This window comes from Maribacter sp. Hel_I_7 (genome assembly GCF_000688315.1).
Classification (GTDB): domain Bacteria; phylum Bacteroidota; class Bacteroidia; order Flavobacteriales; family Flavobacteriaceae; genus Maribacter; species Maribacter stanieri.
Window position 1 is genome coordinate 1,852,342 of record NZ_JHZW01000002.1, and the last position, 20,190, is coordinate 1,872,531.

Below are 20,190 nucleotides of genomic sequence, written 5' to 3' on the forward strand. Positions count from 1 at the left end.
ATAATAATTATAATAAAAGGTATGAAACATACATATACTATAGTTGGCATGACCTGTAATGGATGTAGGTCTCATGTAGAAAAGACATTGGCGAATATTGCTGGTGTAACCAGTGCTTCTGTAGATTTAGAAAAAGCTGAAGCTACTTTAGAAATGGATTCAGAATTGACTTTAGCTACTTTGCAAAATGCCATGAAAGAAGATGGCGGTCATTATTCTATTCATGAATTAGGAGGGCAACATCATAAAGAAGTGAAACCTAAGAAAGTAGAAAATGGCAATGGTACTTTTTATTGCCCCATGCATTGCGAAGGAGATAAAACCTATACAGAGCCTGGCGATTGCCCGGTTTGTGGTATGGATTTGGTAGAAGAGGCGAGTGTCAGTAGTCATAAAGGTCAGGAGTATACGTGCCCAATGCACCCTGAGGTGGTTCGTGATGAGCCGGGTGATTGCCCTATTTGTGGTATGGATTTAGTGCCAAAACAGGCTGATGTTTCTGCTGAAGAGAAAAGTTATAATAAGCTTTTGAAAAAGTTTAAAATAGCGGTGGCTTTTACGTTGCCCATTTTTATTATAGCAATGTCAGAAATGATTCCTAATAATCCGCTTCATAATATTTTGAGTTTAAGAAACTGGAATTGGGTGCAGTTTGCACTATCAATTCCTGTTGTGTTTTATGCAACTTGGATGTTTTTTGAGAGAGCATATCGTTCTGTAAAAACTTGGAATTTAAATATGTTTACGTTGATTGGTATTGGTGCAGGTGTAGCGTGGCTATTTAGCGTATTTGCTATTTTGGTCCCAGATTTTTTTCCTCCACAGTTTAAGACAGACCAAGGCACGGTTCATGTATATTTTGAGGCAGCTACGGTTATATTAACTCTAGTCTTGTTCGGGCAGTTATTAGAGGCTCGTGCGCATAGTAAAACCAATTCTGCGGTAAAGGAACTTCTTAAGCTAGCTCCAAATAAAGCGATTCGCATTGTTGATGGGAAAGAGGAGACGATTGCAATAGATAACATAGTAAAAGGAGATTTGCTTAGGGTGAAACCTGGTGATAAAATACCTGTTGATGGATGCGTGCATGAAGGCGAAAGTACGGTAGATGAATCAATGATAACGGGCGAGCCTGTTCCGGTACAGAAAGTGGAGGGTGATAATGTAAGTTCAGGGACAATTAATGGTAAGCGTTCCTTTGTGATGATAGCAGAGAAGGTTGGTTCAGATACGTTGCTCTCCCAAATTATTGATATGGTGAACAAGGCAAGTCGTAGCCAGGCGCCAATTCAAAAATTAGCGGATAAAATCTCTAGTTATTTTGTGCCTGCTGTAGTGTTCATTTCTGTTATCACCTTTATTGTTTGGGTCATTTTTGGTCCAGAACCTGCTTATGTATATGCTTTGGTCAATGCTATTGCTGTGTTGATAATAGCTTGTCCATGCGCCCTAGGTTTGGCTACTCCAATGTCCGTTATGGTGGGTGTAGGTAAAGGAGCGCAATCTGGCGTACTCATAAAGAATGCGGAAGCTTTAGAGCGAATGGATAAAATTGACACGTTAATTGTAGATAAGACCGGTACAATTACGGAAGGGAAACCATCCGTAGAAAAGGTGGGTAGTATTTCTGAGATTAATCAGGGAAAGGTATTGCAATATATTGTTTCATTAAATCAGCAAAGTGAGCACCCATTGGCAGATGCAACTGTAAAGTATGGAAAGGCGAATAATGTAAATATTTTAAAAGTTGAAGATTTTAATTCGGTTACAGGTATGGGCGTCACCGGGAAAATAAATGGGGAGTTTACTGCCTTGGGTAATGAGAAGATGATGAATGAGGCTCAAGTATCCATTTTAGATAGTTTAAAGGCAGATGTAGTTTCTCATCAAAAACTTGGAAAAACAGTTTCTTACTTGGCAATTGGTGATAAGGCAGTTGGTTTTGTTGCAATCGGAGATAAAATTAAAGAGACGAGCAAAAAAGCTATTGAAGAGTTGCAGAAAGCCGGTATTGCAGTGATAATGCTTACCGGGGACAATCATGATACGGCAAAAGCGGTAGCGGAACAATTAAGTCTGGCAGATTTTAAGGCTGGTATGTTACCACAGGATAAATTGGCTGAGGTAGAGCGTTTACAATCTGAAGGAAGAAAGGTAGCTGTTGCAGGAGATGGTATTAATGATGCGCCTGCTCTGGCTAAAAGCGATGTAGGTATTGCCATGGGTACGGGAACGGATGTTGCAATTGAAAGTGCTGCAATTACTTTGGTAAAAGGAGATTTACATGGAATTGTAAAGGCATATAACCTTAGTAATGCGGTTATGAAGAATATAAAACAGAATTTATTTTTCGCCTTAATTTATAATACGGTAGGTATACCAATTGCGGCGGGAGTGCTATATCCATTTTTCGGATTATTGCTTTCTCCAATGATTGCGGCTTTAGCGATGAGTTTTAGTTCTGTTTCGGTAATTGCCAATGCATTGCGATTGCGAACGGTAAAAATTGATTAATCAAATTGAATTGAAAATTAAATGAATAAATATATAGTAGTATTGCTTTTGTGCATGTTGCCTTATTTTAGTTTTTCTCAGGAAAAAGTAGAAGGTGTTGTTTTTGATTCTGACGCATCTAATGCATTGAGCCTTTCGGGAGCTAATGTCTATTGGCAAGATTCACAAACTGGGGTGGTAACAGATTTCGATGGTAAATTCACCATTCCATATCTTAAAGAATTTAATAGATTGATTATAAGTTATGTTGGTTTTGAATCGGATACACTAACTATAAATGCTCCAAAAACAATACGAGTTAATCTTAAGCCATCTAATGAATTAGATGAGGTTGTTGTTCAGCAGGAAAGAGATGCTATACAGAAAACATATTTTAGTCCGCAGAATGTAATTACAGTAAACAGTGATGAGTTGTTAAAAGCCGCTTGCTGTAATCTGGCAGAAAGTTTTGAAACCAATCCGGCAATTGATGTAAATCTTTCTGATGGATTAACGGGAACCAAACAAATTCAAATGTTAGGATTAACGAGTCCGTATTTATTGATTACCCAAGAAAACATTCCTATGGTACGTGGTGCATCTCAAGCCTACGGATTAACATTTACGCCAGGTACGTGGATAGAAAGTATACAGATTACAAAAGGTGCTGGTAGTGTGGTGAATGGTTACGAAAGTATATCAGGTCAGATTAATACCGAGTTGGTAAAGCCGTTAACCGATAATGCAGTTTTTGTAAATGGCTATGCCAATCAGAATGGGCGTTATGAATTGAATACACATTTCAATAAAAAGCTGACCGATAAATTGAGTACCGGTCTTTATATTCATGGTAACAAAAGAACTCAAAAAGAAGATAATAATGAAGACGGATTTTTAGATGCGCCTTTGGGGGAGCAAATAAATGTGATGAACCGTTGGCAGTATCAGAATCCTGAAACAGGTTTTGTAAGTTTCTTAAATGTTCGTTTTTTGAATGATGAGAAACAAGTAGGGCAGGTAGATTTTAATCCTAATACCGATAGAGTTGATAATGGTGGTTCACTGAGCGGAGCCGAAGTGTGGGGTAGTGAGATAAATACCCGCAGATTTGATACCTCATTGAAATTGGGCTATGTTTTTCCAGAACTTCCGTTTCAAAGTTTTGGTTTTCAAACAGCTTACAGTTTTCATAAGCAAGATTCTTATTTTGGTTTTAGGTCATATGATATTAGCCATGAAAGCATTTATTCTAGTCTTCTTTTTAATTCTATAATTGGAGATACAAGAAATAAGTTTAAAACCGGAATTTCTTTTGCATATGACGGTTATGATGAGGTGGTGACTACTGATGATTATTCTAGGGAAGATAGGTCTGTGGGTGCTTTTTTGGAGTATAGTTATGAAAATTTAGAAAAAGTAAGTTTAACCGCCGGACTACGTGTAGACAATCATAATCGATTGGGAACATTTGTAACACCAAGATTTCACATTAGATATACCCCATGGGATAGAGGAAGTCTGCGAGGGTCATTTGGTAGGGGAAAAAGAGCTGCAAATATTTTTGCCGAAAATCAGCAATTGTTTGCCTCTGCTAGGCAAATTAATATTGCAGGTTCGGGTGGCAACGTTTATGGTTTAGAGCCAGAAGATGCATGGAATTATGGAGTTAGTTTTCTACAAGGATTTAATTTTTTGAATAAAAAGGGAGATATTTCTTTAGATTATTACATCACAGATTTTGAAAACCAAGTGGTGGTGGATTGGGAAAATCCGCAAGAAGTTTCATTTTATAATTTGGAAGGAGAGAGTAGTGCTAAAAGTTTTCAAGTAGAATTAAATTATGAGCTTTTGACCCGTCTTAATTTTAGAACATCGTATAAGTTTTATGATGTATCTACAGATTATAAAAGCGGAAATCTACAGAAATCATTACAAGCACAACATCGATTTTTTGTTAATTTAGGGTATGAGACCGAGGCTAAGGATAATGGTGCGCAATGGAAATTTGATTATACCCTTCATAGTTTTGGAGAAGCGCGGTTGCCAGATACAAGTGCTAACCCGGTGGAATACCAATTACCTGCTTTTTCCCCAACTTATAATCTAATGAATGCTCAAGTGACAAAAGTATTCTCTAATTCATTTGAAGTGTATGTGGGTGGTGAAAACCTTTCGGATGTACAGCAAATTAATCCTGTATTGGGCGCTGATAATCCTTTTGGTCCAAATTTTGATACTACCATTGTATATGCGCCAATAATGGGTAGAATGTTTTATGGCGGCTTTAGATTTAAAATTTTATAACACGTAAATTTATACTTATGAAAACAACTATTTTATCCTTCGCAATGATATTAATTGCTGTGGTAACCTATGCACAGGACAAGAATAAGAAAATGACTTTTGATGTGAATGGTAAATGCGCCATGTGTAAAGAACGTATTGAAGAGGCTGCATTAAATGTAAAGGGAGTAAAATATGCAAATTGGGATATTCCTACCCATCAGTTAGCGGTTATTATGGATGAGCGTAAAACTGATGCTATGAAGATTAAAACAGCAATTGTAGCCGTTGGTCATGATACTAAAGAATTGAAGGCAACAGATGAAGCTTACAATAGCGTACACCCATGCTGTTTGTATAGAGAAGATAATTCTGACGATGGTGCGCTTCATAAAAACTAGTCGAAGTACTAGTAATTATTGAGGTGTTTTTAACTGCTATAAATTGTTTAAAAAGTTTTAGTTAATATTTTGCCAACGTGATTATCACGAATCAAAATCTGAAATACATTAGCTTAAGTTTATCTTTAATTCGATACTAATGGCACAAGCAAAATCAGCAGGGAAACCAGCTGCAAAGCCTGCTCCAGCAAAAGCTGGAAAAAAGGCTGCTCCAAAAGCTGCTCCTAGAAAGAAGTAGTCGGTACTAGCCTACGGGTAGGCTTACCATTTGGACATGAAAACCACCTTCTGTAAATAAAGAAGGTGGTTTTTTTGTTTGTAAAAGTGGCGCACAAAAAAACTGCTCTTGATATTTCAAGAGCGGTTTTAATTTATACTGACTGCGCAAACCAATTAATTATTGGCTGTGACGGCTCGTCACTACATCATTCCTGGCATACCGCCACCCATTGGTGGACCAGCAGGAGTATCTTCTTTAATGTCAGTTAACGCACATTCGGTAGTTAAGATCATACCGGCAACAGAAGCTGCATTTTCCAATGCTACTCTAGTTACTTTCTTAGGATCAATAATACCAGCTTTCATCATCTCAACATATTTCTCAGATTTAGCATCATAACCGTAATCTCCTTTACCTTCAAGGATTTTTGCAATTACTACAGAACCTTCACCACCAGCGTTAGAAACGATAGTTCTTAAAGGAGCTTCAATTGCACGGGCTACAATTTGTAAACCTGTTGCTTCATCTTCGTTTTCAGTAGCTACTTTTGAAAGAACAGTTTTTGCTCTAACCAATGCAACACCACCACCAGCTACGATACCCTCTTCAACTGCAGCTCTCGTTGCATGTAAGGCATCATCAACACGGTCTTTTTTCTCTTTCATTTCAACTTCAGAAGCTGCACCAACATAAAGTACGGCAACACCACCAGCTAACTTAGCTAAACGCTCTTGAAGTTTTTCTTTATCATAATCAGAAGTAGTAGTCTCAATTTGAGATTTAATCTGATTAACTCTTGTTTTGATATCTTTTGCAACACCACCACCATTTACAATAGTAGTATTGTCTTTGTCTATTTGTACTTTTTCACAAGTACCTAACATATCAAGAGTAGTATTGTCAAGAGAGAATCCTCTTTCTTCAGAAATAACGGTACCACCGGTTAAGATTGCGATATCTTCTAACATTGCTTTTCTACGGTCACCAAAACCTGGAGCCTTAACAGCGGCAATTTTTAAAGAACCTCTTAATTTGTTTACTACCAATGTAGCTAATGCTTCACCATCAACATCTTCAGCAATAATCAATAAAGGTTTTCCTGATTGAGCAACTGGCTCCAATACAGGAAGTAAATCTTTCATTGAAGAAATTTTCTTGTCGAACAACAAGATGTAAGGGTTCTCTAATTGAGATACCATCTTTTCAGAATCGGTAACAAAATATGGAGAAAGGTAACCTCTATCGAATTGCATACCTTCAACAACATCAACATACGTATCAGTTCCTTTAGCTTCTTCAACAGTAATAACACCTTCTTTACCAACTTTACCGAAAGCCTGAGCGATTAATTCACCAATTGTTTCGTCATTGTTAGCTGAAATAGAAGCAACCTGCTTAATTTTTTCAGAAGAATCACCAACTTTTTTAGCTTGTTTAGCCAAATCAGCAACGATAGCTTCAACAGCTTTATCGATACCTCTTTTTAAATCCATTGGGTTTGCACCTGCAGCAACGTTTTTCAAACCTTCTTTAACGATAGCTTGTGCTAAAACTGTAGCGGTAGTAGTACCGTCACCAGCTAAATCATTGGTTTTAGAAGCAACTTCTTTAACCATTTGTGCGCCCATATTTTCTAATGGGTCAGCTAATTCAATTTCTTTTGCAACAGTAACACCATCTTTGGTTACTTGGGGTGCACCAAATGATTTACTGATAATTACGTTTCTACCTTTTGGTCCTAATGTAACTTTTACAGCATTTGCCAATGCATCGACACCTCTTTTAAGACCGTCTCTTGCATCTATGTCAAACTTAATATCTTTTGCCATTTTTAATTTTTATTTAGATTTTGATCTTAAACATAATGCTTAGGATCAAGAAAATTATTAATTAGTAAATCTCGTGAAATTAAAAGGCCAAGGAAATAAACCTTTAGCCAATTGCTATTTAGATAATAGCAAGAATATCACTTTCTCTCATCATTAAGTAATCGTTACCTTCTAACTTTAATTCGGTACCTGCATATTTACCGTAAAGAACAGTATCACCAACGTTAACAGTAACTTTGTCATCTTTTGTACCAGGACCTACTGCTACAACTTTACCTTTTTGTGGTTTCTCTTTTGCAGTATCAGGAATATAAAGTCCAGACGCAGTTTTAGTTTCAGCTGCCATTGGCTCAATAAGAACTCGGTCTGCCAATGGTTTGATATTAACTTTAGCCATAATTATTAATTTTTAAATTGATTTTTAGTTTTGTGTGTAAGTAAAGGCAGAAATTATGCCATTGCCTCTTTCCTGACAAATTGGAAACAAAAAATGCCAGCTTGTCATAAGCTGGCATTTTAAATATAATGTTGTAAATAATTCTATAAACTATCCGAAGGTGTAGCTTGGTTTGTTGCAGGAGGTGTAACCTCTTCTGGTAGTGTTTCTGGCACTACTGTTTCGATGTCATCGCCTTGTAATAATTTAGAATCTACGTCACCATAATTACCTTTAAGGGCAATGTTAGATGCTAAGATTAAAACTATTAATAAACCCGCTAAAGTCCATGTGCTCTTATCTAAAAAGTCACCTGTTTTTTTAACTCCACCAACTACTTGGTTTCCTCCTCCACCAAATGAAGAAGAAAGTCCGCCACCTTTTGGGTTTTGTACCATAATCACTAATACTAACAATAAGCAAACGACTATGATAAGTATTAGGAAAATTGAAAATGTACTCATTCTATATTATTTATTATCTTTTCGTAATTTTTCTACCGCCTTAATTCGGTTTGCAAAGAAACTACTTTTTTCTGGATATTTCAAACTTAAAATTTTGAAAGCTTGAATAGCTTTTTTATACTTTTTTTGTTCAAGATAAACCCGTGCTAAAGTCTCTGTCATTAACTCGTTATTGTCAATTTTTGAAGACTTAGAAATATCTACACTAACACTCTGTTGTTCTGTTGGTACTATTTTAGGATTTGAAGCGATGAACTTATCAATACGATCGTATTTCTTTTTAATGGTTTCATTTTTAACTTTAGGTTTTTTTACTGGTTTTAAAGCTACTTTCTTTTCTTTAGTCTTTTCCTCAACTTTTTCTATAGGAGCTTCGGCAATTGGTTCTTTAGAGTCAATATCGTCAACAATAGTTTTCTCTTTCTCAGATTTTTCTAATGGTTGTTTAGAAGCTAAGCTTAACCATTCTGAAAAGGAATATTTCTCTTTAGCGTCAAAAGTTATGGGCTTTCCTATATCCAATGCATTTTCTTCCTCTGTATTCGCAGGATCTTTAGATTGAAATAATTCAGGATCTAGTATTTGATCGGCGTCATGTTCGTCTTGCGGTAAGGGCTTGTCATCAGAAGGTGCTATTAAGGGGTTGACTACAGATTCTTCGGCGTAATTCCCTTCTGGTTCAGCGTCTGCAACTTCTATTTCGGTTGTTGAAATGTCTACATTGGCTATTTCAGTATCTTCTTCGATAGTTGCTTTCTCTATTGTCGTGGAAACTTCAATATCATTCTTTTCTGGGTCAATTTCAGTTTCGTTAATAATTACAACGTCTTTAATTTTTTCTTTTTCTTCAACATAGCTATAAGTTGAATTCTGATGTAAAAAGTCTTTAGAGGTTATAAAATCAAAAAGAACATCTCTGTCAGTGGTGAATGCAGCGGTTGTTTTTAGGGCTTTATTGTATTTATAGCTATTTAAGTTCTTAAGTCCTTTTAAATGAAGAGCTCGTGCAGCCTGAAAATAAGGGTATTCTGCAATAATATCTTCTAGGTGTTTGGTATGAATAGGTTCTACCACTTTGGTAGGATGTTCTAGAAAATATGTAAAGTCCTTAACGTTCATATAGCCTACCAATCTGCCAATGAGGCGTTGAAAATATCTTGTGTCAGTCTTTCGAAAATTATTTCGTGAGCTTCACTTTTAATAGTAGCTAATTGCGTGTCAGCTGGATAATCATAAAAGAAAGAAAAACTTTGGTCAAAAGCGGCGTCCTCTTTCAGTTGATTGTAGAAGCGTACTTTGACTCTGATTGAAAGTCTGTTTTGTGCCGCTGTTTGTGCCGCAGTTGCAGACATGGGTGAAATTTTATACTCCGTAATTTCTCCTTCATAAAGTAAATCTGGATTACCAGATGAAATAAGGTCCAGACTGGTCTGGTTCAGAATTCTATCCTGCAACGCTAACGTAAAATCTCTATCAACACCAGGTTCAAAAGTTGAACCCGGACTCTGGGTTGCATAATTTTGAAAATAGTTTACTTGAAATGTTTTTGCTTCACCAACATTACCACCTGTAAAGTTGTAGATACCACAACTAAAAATAAGGGTTAGAGGTAAGATATAAAGAATAGCTTTTTTTAGGGATCTCATTGAAATGGGATTCATTTTATATTAAAGGTCGTATTGTTTTATTTTTCGATAAAGCGTGCGTTCAGAAATACCTAGTTCCGTGGCTGCAGCTTTTCTTTTTCCTCTATTTCGTTCAAGAGATTTTTTAATTAATTCAACTTCCTTCTCTTGTAAAGATAGAGTTTCTTCCTCTTCAATTTCTTCTGCAAAATGATATTTGTCTTCGTATGATTCTTGAATAAACGTAGGTTCTTCCTTTTTAGGTTCAGGTAAATGCAAAACATTCATGGCCTTTTCTTCTTGGCTGTCATGTTCAATATCAGCATCTTCTTCGTCCTCGTTCCCATAAATTTTTCGAATAAGGTTTTCATTCTCCTTTTGAACTTTCTCTGAGTCATTGTTTTTCAACAACTCCATCGTTAGCTTTTTAAGGTCATTTAGGTCACCTTTCATGTCGAACAATACTTTGTAAAGTATTTCTCTTTCATTGCTAAAATCACTTTCAGATTTAGAATTGGAAACTACTGCGGGTAAATTACTGGTATTATTATTAGGTATGTAACCGTGTAGTGTAGCGGCTGTTATAGCTCTATTTTCCTCTAGCACCGAAACTTGTTCTGCTATGTTTCTTAGCTGACGAATATTACCTGGCCATCTGTACTTAATTAATAAAGATACTGCTTGGTCATCTAGCCTTATGGTAGGCATTTTGTATTTCTGACTAAAATCTGATGCAAATTTTCTAAATAATAAATGAATATCATCTTGTCGTTCTCGCAATGGTGGAATGTTGATTTCTACGGTGCTTAAACGATAGTATAAATCTTCGCGAAAACGCTCTTTCTTGATCGCCTCGAACATATTTACATTGGTAGCCGCTACAATACGTACATCGGTTTTTTGTACTTGAGAGGAACCAACTTTTAAAAATTCACCATTTTCAAGAACACGTAAAAGTCGTACTTGTGTAGTTAATGGTAGTTCGCCAACTTCATCTAAAAATATGGTACCGCCATCGGCAACTTCAAAATAACCACTTCTTGTTTGTGTTGCACCTGTAAATGCGCCTTTTTCATGTCCAAAAAGTTCACTGTCAATGGTGCCTTCTGGTATGGCACCACAGTTTACTGCTATATATTTTGCATGCTTTCTATGGGAAAGTGAATGAATGATTTTAGGGATAGCTTCTTTACCAACACCACTTTCACCAGTTACCAACACCGAAATATCGGTTGCGGCAACTTGCATTGCTTTTTCAAGTGCGCGGTTCAACTTTGGGTCTTGCCCTATAATTTCAAAACGTTGTTTTATACTTTGTATGCTTTCCATATAAAATGGCTACTATAAAGTTAATTGTTATCAGAATACCCAACTGCTACACCTTTAAGGGTGGCAGAAGTGCAATCGTTAATTTGTACGTTTACAAAGTCACCAACCTTGTATTGTTCTTTTGGAAAAACAACCACAGTGCTTTGAGAGTTTCTGCCCATCCACTCATCTTCGGACTTTTTAGAGGTTCCTTCAATTAAAACTTCTTGCACTTTGTTCAGATGCTTTTCAGTTCTGTACTGACAGTGGCTTCTTTGCAAGGCTATAATTTCGGATAAGCGTCTTTTTTTAGTTACTTCAGGTACGTCATCTTTCATCTTTCTTCCGGCCATTGTACCAGGTCTTTCAGAATATGAATACATATAACCAAAATCATACTTCACATATTCTAAAGCTCTTAATGTAGCGGCATGGTCTTCTTCGGTTTCAGTTGGGAAACCAGTAATAATATCTTGTGAAATAGAGCACCCAGGAAGAATTTTTCTAATATTATCGGTCAATTCAAAATACTCTTCAATGGTGTGCAAACGGTTCATTTCCTTTAAAATTCGGTTACTACCACTTTGTACCGGTAAATGAACATGATTACAGATATTTTTATGCTTTGCCATCGTTCTAATCACCTCTAAAGTCATGTCTTGTGGATTAGATGTGGAAAAGCGAATACGCATTTTTGGGTTCGCCAATGCTACCATTTCTAATAGTTTAGAGAAACCTATAGCTGTGGCTTTTTGCATTTCAGAAGCATTCTCAAAGTTTTTCTTAAGTCCGCCTCCATACCATAAATAACTATCTACGTTTTGACCTAGAAGCGTAATTTCCTTAAATCCTTTTTGCGAAAGTTCACTTATTTCGGCTAAAATAGATTGTGGGTCTCTACTGCGTTCGCGACCTCTTGTAAAAGGAACCACACAAAATGTACACATATTATCACATCCTCTGGTAATGGAAACAAAAGCGGTAACACCGTTAGTGTTTAGTCTAACAGGAGAAATGTCACCATATGTTTCATCTTTAGAAAGAATAACGTTGACTGCATCTCTACCGGAATCTATTTCTTTTATAAGGTTAGGTAAATCTTTATAGGCATCTGGTCCAACGACCATGTCCACTATTTTTTCTTCATCTAAAAGTTTGTCTTTCAAGCGTTCTGCCATGCAGCCTAATACGCCAACTTTTAAATGAGGTCTAGATTTCTTTACCTTATTATACTCCGTTAATCTTTTTCGTATGGTCTGTTCTGCTTTATCTCTAATAGAACATGTGTTTACAAGTACTAAATCGGCTTCTTCTAACGTTTGGGTGGTGTTAAAACCTTCAGTCGCTAATATAGAAGCTACAATTTCACTGTCTGAAAAGTTCATGGCACAACCGTAACTTTCAATATATAGATTACGTTTGTTCACTTCTTTTCCTTCAACTACCAAAGTTGTGCCCTGCACATTTTCGTCTATGGTTTTCTCCATTTTTGTAATACGTTGCAATAAAATATTTTGGAAGACAAAGATACTACTATAATCAAAAATATGACAAGATGGCATGATTATTTAGGGATAGTTTAAGCTTTCAGTATAAAAATTATTTAGTTTTAGCATTTAATATAACCACTAATACTTATGAATTTAGAAAACTTGACACAACAAATTAAAATGAAGCCAGATTTAGAATTTGGCTCCATATTCAGCAGGTCTTTTGACCTTTTTAAGAAAGTATGGTTGCAAGGCTTCATTATTTTATTACTAACTTTTGTAGTAATTCTGCCGTTTTATATAGTTATGTATATTCCTATGATTGCAATGGGTATAACTGATCCAGAAGCACTTCAGCATAATGAATTTCCACCACTGCTTGCTATTGCAATGAGTATACTTGTTCCAGTTTTTGTTATTGGGGCTACGACATTTGCATTAGCGTTAAATGCTGCTTTTTTAAGAATCTGTAGGCAAAAAGATATTGGAGATGAAACTAGCGATGATTATTTCTTTTATTTTAAAGAAGGGCGTTTGGGCAAAGTGTTCATTCTTGCTTTATATACTTTTGGACTTTCTATTCTTGGAGCACTAGCTTGCGGGGTAGGTATGTTTTATGTAATGGTTCCTGTTTCATTAATACCAGCTTTTTTAGCATTTTCAAATGAATTATCTCCATTAGAAATGGTGAAGGCTAGCTTTACGCTAGGTAACAAAAACTGGTTAGTGATATTTGGTCTAGTATTCGTAACCGCTTTTGTGGCGCAATTAGGTTTCGTATTATGTTGTGTAGGTGTGCTGTTTACTGCAATGTTAGGTAAAGTGCCAGCATATTATATGTATAAAGACGGAGTAGGTTTTAATCAAGAGGTGTAAACTTGAATTTGTCAATAACGCAACTATTCGCCGTTATTCGCATCTTACTGGTGTAACCACCTAATTTTAAAACTATGAGGAATTTAGTTTTTGTTTTATGCACTTTTGCTTTAGCCGTATTGGTGTCTTGTGATGATGATGGACCGTATGAAAATTATCAAGTAGCTCGACCAATTTTACAAGATGTGATCTCTTTTAAAGCAGAAGCGGTTGATGTTATGGAACCAATTCCTATTGAATCATCAGGTAAAATTTATGCTTATAGAGACTACATTTTTGTAAATGATGTGAACAAAGGTTTTCACGTTATTGACAATCAAAACCCATCATCACCAGAAAGTATTGCATTCATAAAATTAGAAGGCAATTTTGATATTTCCATCAAGGATGATAAACTGTACGCAGATAGTTATGGGGATTTGGTGATTTTTGATATTTCAGATATCAATAATATTTCTATACAAAGTAGAATTGTAAATGCAATATATAATAATGATGTCTGGCTTTCAACGATTGAATTTCCACAAGCGGATTTTTACGATTATGGCGATATAGATTACGATAAGGATATAGTAACAGGTTGGGAGGTAAGAACAGAGAGAAGACTTGTTTCCGAATATGAAGAGCAGTTTAATTGCGATGTGTGCCTTAATTCCGATGCATCTGAAAATTATAGTGAAAGTCCTCAACCATCCGTAGGTCAAGGAGGGTCATTAGCTCGCTTCAAAATAATAGGAGATTATCTGTATGTAGTTGATTATAGCGACATCAACATTTTTGACATTGAAGATGTTGAAAATGTGAAAATTTTAGATGATGTTCAAGTAGCTTGGGATATAGAAACTATATATAGTCAAGGTAATATATTATTTATAGGAGGTTCGCAAGGCATGTATATATATGGGATAGAGAATCCAGAAAAACCCAAGTTTATTTCAGAGTTTAGGCATGGCACCGCTTGCGATCCTGTGGTAGTAGATGGTAAATATGCATATGTAACTTTGAAAGGTGGTGGTTTCTGTGGGAATACAGAAAGCGGATTATATGTGATAGATATCGCCAATTTAGAAAATCCAGAGTTAAAAGTTATTTATCCGATGGATGGACCAAACGGATTAGGTATTAAAGAGGGTACCTTATTTATATGTGATGGAGCGTCTGGTTTAAAAGTATACGATAAAAGTAATGCTCCTAATATTACTTTAATAAATACTTTTGAAGATATTGTAGCTTATGATGTAATTCCGTTATCTTCATCTCTATTGATGATAGGAGATGGATTGTTGTATCAATATGAGTATATAAATAATGATATTAGATTGCTAAGCACATTTGAATTATAAAATTTTTAAATGATAAAAAAGGGAAGCTAGTTTAGCTACCCTTTTTTATTTGAAGAATAGTATTGATAAATTTTAAAGCTTGGGTATAGTAATGAAATTCATGATTTTACAAGCTAAACTCTGTTGAAATATGGGGAAAAATAAATCTCCAAAATTCTAAAGTTCAATTTTTAGTATACATTTGTAGGTATAAACAAGGTTGATGGCGAAAAATTTAGTAATTGTTGAGTCTCCTGCAAAGGCCAAAACTATAGAGAAGTTTTTGGGAAAAGATTTTAAGGTTGAATCGAGCTTTGGTCACATTGCTGATTTACCTTCAAAAGAGTTGGGAGTAGATGTCGATAACGATTTTACACCCAAATATATAGTTGATAAAGACAAGAAGGCTTTAGTTAAAAAGCTGAAGAGTCTTGCTGATAAAGCAGAAACTATATGGCTCGCGAGTGATGAAGATAGAGAGGGAGAAGCTATTTCTTGGCACTTGGCAGAAGAGCTAGGTCTAGATAAGAAAAAGACAAAACGAATCGTTTTTAACTCGGTTACAAAAGCCGCCATTCAAAAAGCAATTGAAAATCCGCGTGAAATTAATTACAACCTTGTAAACGCACAACAGGCTAGACGAGTTTTAGATCGTTTGGTGGGTTATCAATTATCACCAGTACTTTGGAAAAAAATTAAACCGGGACTCTCTGCCGGTCGTGTTCAATCTGTTGCTGTAAGGTTAATAGTTGAACGAGAAAGAGCTATTGAGGCATTTGAGCCACAAGCTTCATTTAAAATAGCAGCAGAATTTCAAACGGAAGCAGGTAGTGTTTTTTCTGCCAAATTGAATAAAACCTTCGCTACAGAGAAAGAAGCAAAAGCTTTTTTAGAGAAGAATATTTCTGCAGATTTTTCGGTAAGTAAATTAGATAAAAAGCCTGCTAAGAAATCACCATCAGCACCTTTTACAACTTCTACATTACAGCAAGAGGCATCAAGAAAATTATACTTTTCTGTAGGTAGAACTATGCAGGTAGCACAACGTTTATATGAAGCAGGTTTAATTACCTACATGAGAACGGATAGTGTTAATCTTTCTAATGAGGCATTGACATCTGCAAAAGAAGCGATTATTAAAAATTACGGTAAAGAATATAGCGAAACTAGAAACTTTACTGGTAAGTCTAAAGGAGCTCAAGAGGCTCACGAAGCCATCAGACCTACAGATATGGGTAATCAATCTCCATCATTGGAGCGTGATCAATCTAAATTATACGACCTAATATGGAAACGTACGGTTGCATCTCAAATGAGCGATGCCCAATTAGAGCGTACCAATGTAAGGATTAAGGCTAGCAAGCATTCAGAAGAGTTTACTGCAAATGGTGAGGTTATTAAGTTTGACGGTTTCTTAAAAGTTTACATGGAAGGTGTAGATGATGAAGATGTTGCCGAAGAACAAGAAGGTATGTTGCCAGCTATGAAAGATGGCGAACGTCTTTTAAATAATTTTATATCGGCTACAGAACGTTTTACAAGACCACCTTATAGATTTACTGAAGCATCTTTGGTTAAGAAGTTAGAGGAATTAGGTATTGGTAGACCTTCTACATATGCCCCAACAATTTCTACCATTCTTAATAGAGGTTATGTTGAAAAAGGTACTATAGAAGGTAAGGAGCGTAAATATCAACAGCTTATTTTAGAGTCAAATAAGATACAAGAAAAGAATCTTACCGAAAATGTAGGTTCAGATAAAGGTAAAATGGTACCAACAGATATCGGTATGATTGTTACAGATTTCTTGGTAACTAATTTTGCAAACATTTTAGATTATAATTTTACTGCTCAAGTAGAAGAAGATTTTGATGAAATTGCTTCCGGTGATGAAGATTGGAAGAAAATGATGAAGAACTTCTATAAAGATTTTCATCCTAATGTAGTAGATGTAGAAGAAAACGCAGACCGTGCAAGTGGAGAAAGAATATTAGGTAAGGATCCTAAAAGTGGAAAACAAGTCTCTGTACGTTTAGGTAGATTCGGGCCAATGGTACAAATAGGTACTGTTGATGATGAAGAAAAACCGACGTTCGCAAGTTTATTGCCAGAGCAGTCTTTGAATACTATTTCTTATGAAGAGGCAATGGATCTTTTTAAGCTTCCAAGAAAATTAGGGGTTTATGAAGGAGAAGAGGTTTTAGCCAATGTAGGTAGGTTTGGACCTTACGTGAAATTTGGTGAAAAATTCATTTCTATGGATAAAGGCGAAAGTGCTTTTGAAATTGAGATGGATAGAGCAATAGAACTTATTATTGCTAAACAAAAAGCAGATGCGCCGGTTGCCATGTATGAAGACATGGAGGTTACCAAAGGCACCGGTAGATTTGGACCGTTCATTAAATGGAATGGCATGTTCATTAACGTGAACAAAAAATACGATTTTGACAATTTATCTAACGACGATATTATAGAGCTTATCGAAGTTAAGAAACAAAAAGAGATAGATAAGGTTATACATAACTGGGAAGAAGAAGGCATTCGTATAGAAAAAGCGAGATGGGGCCGTCATAATGTAATAAAAGGCAAAATCAAGGTAGAATTGGCTAAAACTGTCGATGTTGTTAATATGTCTTTAGAAGAAGCTCAGAAGTTGATTGAGGCAAAGACTCCGAAGAAAAAAACTCCAAAGAAAAAGGCAAAAGCTAAACCTAAGTCAAAAAAGTAATTTAATTTTAGGTCAAAAGAGTAAGTATAGTATTTTTATGATTTCCAAAACCCTTTAATAAATGGCCTTTGATTTTTTAGTTCCGGTATCGGACAAAGTTTTAGCCCATAATGAGTTATTGCCAAGTCAATCTATTGGTAAAAACACCTATATACATACCGAAAAGGATGGTTTACCGGTGTTGGCTAATGCCACGGTAGCTATAGTAGGGGTAAGGGAATCAAGAAATGCATATGAAAAAAAGCATGAGAAGTTAGATGTCTCTGCAATACGATTACAATTCTACAAGCTTTTAATAGGAAACTGGAATGCTACTATAGTAGATCTGGGCGATATTGAAGAAGGAGCCACTGTGGACGATACTTATTTTGTCGTCAAAGAAGTTGTGGCTGGCTTATTAGAAGAAGATATTATACCAATTATACTTGGGGCAACTCAAGATATTACCTATCCAGCATATAGAGCTTTTGACGGTATTAGAGATATGATCAACCTGGTAGCGATAGATAGTAGGTTCGATTTTGGAATAGAAGATGAGCTCATATCTTCACATTCTTACATGAGCAAGATTATAACCGATAAGCCCAATAATCTATTTAATTTCTCAAATATTGGCTATCAAAGTTATTTTAACGCACAAGAAGAAATAGATTTAATGGAGCGTTTATTTTTTGACGCCTATAGACTTGGAGAAGTTGCAAATGATATTTCTTTAGCGGAACCTGTGCTTAGAAATGCACATATGGTTAGTTTAGATTTGCGATCAGTTAAAGCAAGTGAAATTTCTTTATCAGCAAATTTTTCTCCTAACGGATTTAACGGTAGAGAGATCTGTGCTATTTCTAGATATGCAGGAATAAGTGATAAAGTATCTGTTTTTGGATTGTACGAAATGGAGAATACCGTACAGTCACAACAGCTGATAGCGCAGATAATATGGTACTTCATAGAAGGTATCAATTTTAGAATTAAAGAATCTCCATATACCAAAACCGATGACTTTGTTAAGTATAACGTACCTAGCGAAGATGAAGAATTGGTGTTCTACAAAAGTTTATTAACAGAAAGATGGTGGACAGAGGTTCCATCTATTTTTACTTCACATACTAAAGCTCATACACCAGCGTTATTACCTTGCACCGAGAAGGATTATTTAGATGCATGTAATCAACAGATTCCTGAAAGGTGGTTTAAGGCCTACAAGAAAGGCTTTAATTAACATTATTTTTTTTAAAGCATTAAAAGACTTTAATACAATATTTTATATAAAACCTAGTTTTAGTTGTTAGAATAATTTATTGTATTCTGAAGTTTAAACCATAATCGAAATTTAACCTAAAGTATGAAGAAGCTATTGTTATCCTCTATAGCGTTTGTTTTTTTACTCACAAGTTGTGGGTCTAAGCAGAAAGGTGAGCTAACTGGAGTCCAGGGAAAAAAGTGGTATCCAGAAAAACCATATGGAATGGAACTTATCCCAAGGGGTTCTTTCATAATGGGAAAGAGTGAAGAAGACCAAGCAAAATTATTAAATGCACCGACTAAGACAGTTACGGTACGTTCTTTTTACATGGATGATACAGAAATCACGAATAGTGAGTATCGTCAGTTTGTAGAATGGGTGAAGGATTCTATAGTTAGAACCAAGTTAGCCATTTTAGCTGATGAGTTGGGTATCGGACCTGAAGAAGGAGGTATAGGCGACTATGCATTTAAGGATGCAGATACAACTAGAGCATCTGTATACGATAAGTATATGTTAGACAATTACTCTGGAATGGGCGAAACAGGCTACGAAGGTAGAGCGTTAAGCAAAGATGAGGAACTTGTTTGGGATACTTCAGATTATCCAGATGAGTACTATACCGAAATAATGGACTCTATCTACTTGTCTGAAGATGAATCTTATAACGGTCAACGTACTATTGACGTTAAAAAATTAAAGTATAAATATAGCTGGATGGATATTGAAGCTGCAGCAAGAGCTTCCATTAAAGGAAATGGTAGTCGTAAAGACTTTATCCGTACAGAAGAAGTAGAAATTTATCCAGATACAACAGTATGGATTAGAGATTTCTCATATTCTTATAATGAACCAATGCACAATGATTATTTCTGGCATGATGCGTATAGCGAATATCCTGTAGTAGGTATTAGCTGGCAACAAGCAAAAGCATTTTGTAACTGGAGAACGAAATTCAAAAACGATGACAACAAGAGTCGTGGTAGACAATTCGTTAATCAATTTAGACTTCCAACAGAAGCTGAATGGGAATACGCGGCAAGAGGTGGTATCGAAGGTGGTACGTACCCTTGGGGTGGACCATATGTAATTAGTGATACAGGTTGTTTCATGGCAAACTTTAAACCACAACGTGGGGATTATGCTGCAGATGCTGCTTTATATACTGTAGAAGCTAAATCTTATGAGCCTAACGACTTTAATATGTACAACATGGCCGGTAACGTATCTGAGTGGACAAACTCAAGTTATGACCCTAGCGCCTATGATTACGTATCAACAATGAACCCTAACGGAGGTGATCAATCTAATACCAGAAAAGTAATTAGAGGTGGTTCTTGGAAAGATGTTGCTTACTTCTTACAAGTAAGTACTAGAGATTACGAATACGCAGATTCAGCTCGTAGTTACATAGGTTTCAGAACAGTACAAGATTATATGGGCGAAGAAGATTCTACGCAATAAATAATAAT

The 20,190-nt window shown here is 35.8% G+C and carries 15 protein-coding genes; 8 read left to right on the top strand and 7 right to left on the bottom strand.

Features of this window, described 5'->3' with window-relative positions; genetic code table 11:
- Nucleotides 1-21: 21 nt before the first annotated feature.
- Genes P178_RS0109585 through P178_RS0109595 form a run of 3 tightly spaced genes read left to right on the top strand, consistent with a single transcriptional unit; the run spans nt 22 to nt 5,177 of the window.
- A complete protein-coding gene (locus tag P178_RS0109585) occupies nt 22-2,514 on the top strand; it encodes a heavy metal translocating P-type ATPase (RefSeq protein WP_027066029.1) in 2,493 nt (830 codons plus the stop codon).
- A gap of 21 nt (nt 2,515-2,535) precedes the next feature.
- A complete protein-coding gene (locus P178_RS0109590; RefSeq protein WP_027066030.1) occupies nt 2,536-4,797 on the top strand; it encodes a TonB-dependent receptor in 2,262 nt (753 codons plus the stop codon).
- A 17-nt stretch (nt 4,798-4,814) separates the two neighbouring features.
- Complete coding sequence (locus P178_RS0109595; protein ID WP_027066031.1) at nt 4,815-5,177, top strand: heavy-metal-associated domain-containing protein; 363 nt, start codon at nt 4,815-4,817, stop codon at nt 5,175-5,177.
- Nucleotides 5,178-5,597: 420 nt separating this feature from the next.
- Here P178_RS0109595 and groL read toward each other — a convergent pair whose 3' ends face one another.
- The 7 genes from groL to miaB all read right to left on the bottom strand — a co-directional run bounded on the left by groL (nt 5,598) and on the right by miaB (nt 12,546).
- Complete coding sequence (gene groL / locus P178_RS0109605; RefSeq protein ID WP_027066032.1) at nt 5,598-7,226, bottom strand: chaperonin GroEL; 1,629 nt, start codon at nt 7,224-7,226, stop codon at nt 5,598-5,600.
- 118 nt (nt 7,227-7,344) lie between these two features.
- Nucleotides 7,345-7,623, bottom strand: coding sequence for a co-chaperone GroES (gene groES / locus P178_RS0109610; protein ID WP_027066033.1), 279 nt, complete (start codon nt 7,621-7,623; stop codon nt 7,345-7,347).
- Between the two features lie 143 nt (nt 7,624-7,766).
- Nucleotides 7,767-8,126, bottom strand: coding sequence for a preprotein translocase subunit SecG (gene secG, locus P178_RS0109615; RefSeq protein ID WP_027066034.1), 360 nt, complete (start codon nt 8,124-8,126; stop codon nt 7,767-7,769).
- A gap of 6 nt (nt 8,127-8,132) precedes the next feature.
- Nucleotides 8,133-9,245 carry a hypothetical protein gene (locus P178_RS0109620; RefSeq protein ID WP_027066035.1) on the bottom strand — a complete coding sequence of 371 codons (1,113 nt, stop codon included), beginning with the start codon at nt 9,243-9,245 and terminating at the stop codon, nt 8,133-8,135.
- 5 nt (nt 9,246-9,250) lie between these two features.
- On the bottom strand, nt 9,251-9,772 hold the full coding sequence (locus tag P178_RS0109625; RefSeq protein WP_027066036.1) for an LptE family protein: 522 nt from the start codon (nt 9,770-9,772) through the stop codon (nt 9,251-9,253).
- Nucleotides 9,773-9,793: 21 nt separating this feature from the next.
- Nucleotides 9,794-11,080 (bottom strand): sigma-54 interaction domain-containing protein, encoded by a 1,287-nt coding sequence (locus P178_RS0109630; RefSeq protein WP_027066037.1) that lies wholly within the window; start codon nt 11,078-11,080, stop codon nt 9,794-9,796.
- A gap of 20 nt (nt 11,081-11,100) precedes the next feature.
- Entirely contained in the window at nt 11,101-12,546 is a 1,446-nt protein-coding gene (gene miaB, locus P178_RS0109635; RefSeq protein WP_027066038.1) for a tRNA (N6-isopentenyl adenosine(37)-C2)-methylthiotransferase MiaB, read from the bottom strand.
- Nucleotides 12,547-12,696: 150 nt separating this feature from the next.
- Between miaB and P178_RS0109640 the strand changes: the two genes are divergently transcribed.
- The 5 genes from P178_RS0109640 (at nt 12,697) to gldK (ending at nt 20,182) form a co-directional block, all read left to right on the top strand.
- A complete protein-coding gene (locus tag P178_RS0109640; RefSeq protein ID WP_027066039.1) occupies nt 12,697-13,425 on the top strand; it encodes a hypothetical protein in 729 nt (242 codons plus the stop codon).
- A 74-nt stretch (nt 13,426-13,499) separates the two neighbouring features.
- Complete coding sequence (locus P178_RS0109645; protein WP_027066040.1) at nt 13,500-14,768, top strand: LVIVD repeat-containing protein; 1,269 nt, start codon at nt 13,500-13,502, stop codon at nt 14,766-14,768.
- A 202-nt stretch (nt 14,769-14,970) separates the two neighbouring features.
- Nucleotides 14,971-17,475: a type I DNA topoisomerase gene (gene topA, locus P178_RS0109650; protein ID WP_027066041.1), complete on the top strand. Its 2,505-nt coding sequence runs from the start codon at nt 14,971-14,973 to the stop codon at nt 17,473-17,475.
- Nucleotides 17,476-17,536: 61 nt separating this feature from the next.
- On the top strand, nt 17,537-18,694 hold the full coding sequence (locus tag P178_RS0109655; RefSeq protein ID WP_027066042.1) for a formimidoylglutamase: 1,158 nt from the start codon (nt 17,537-17,539) through the stop codon (nt 18,692-18,694).
- A 123-nt stretch (nt 18,695-18,817) separates the two neighbouring features.
- Nucleotides 18,818-20,182, top strand: a complete 1,365-nt coding sequence (gene gldK, locus P178_RS0109660; protein WP_027066043.1) for a gliding motility lipoprotein GldK — start codon at nt 18,818-18,820, stop codon at nt 20,180-20,182.
- Nucleotides 20,183-20,190: the final 8 nt, after the last annotated feature.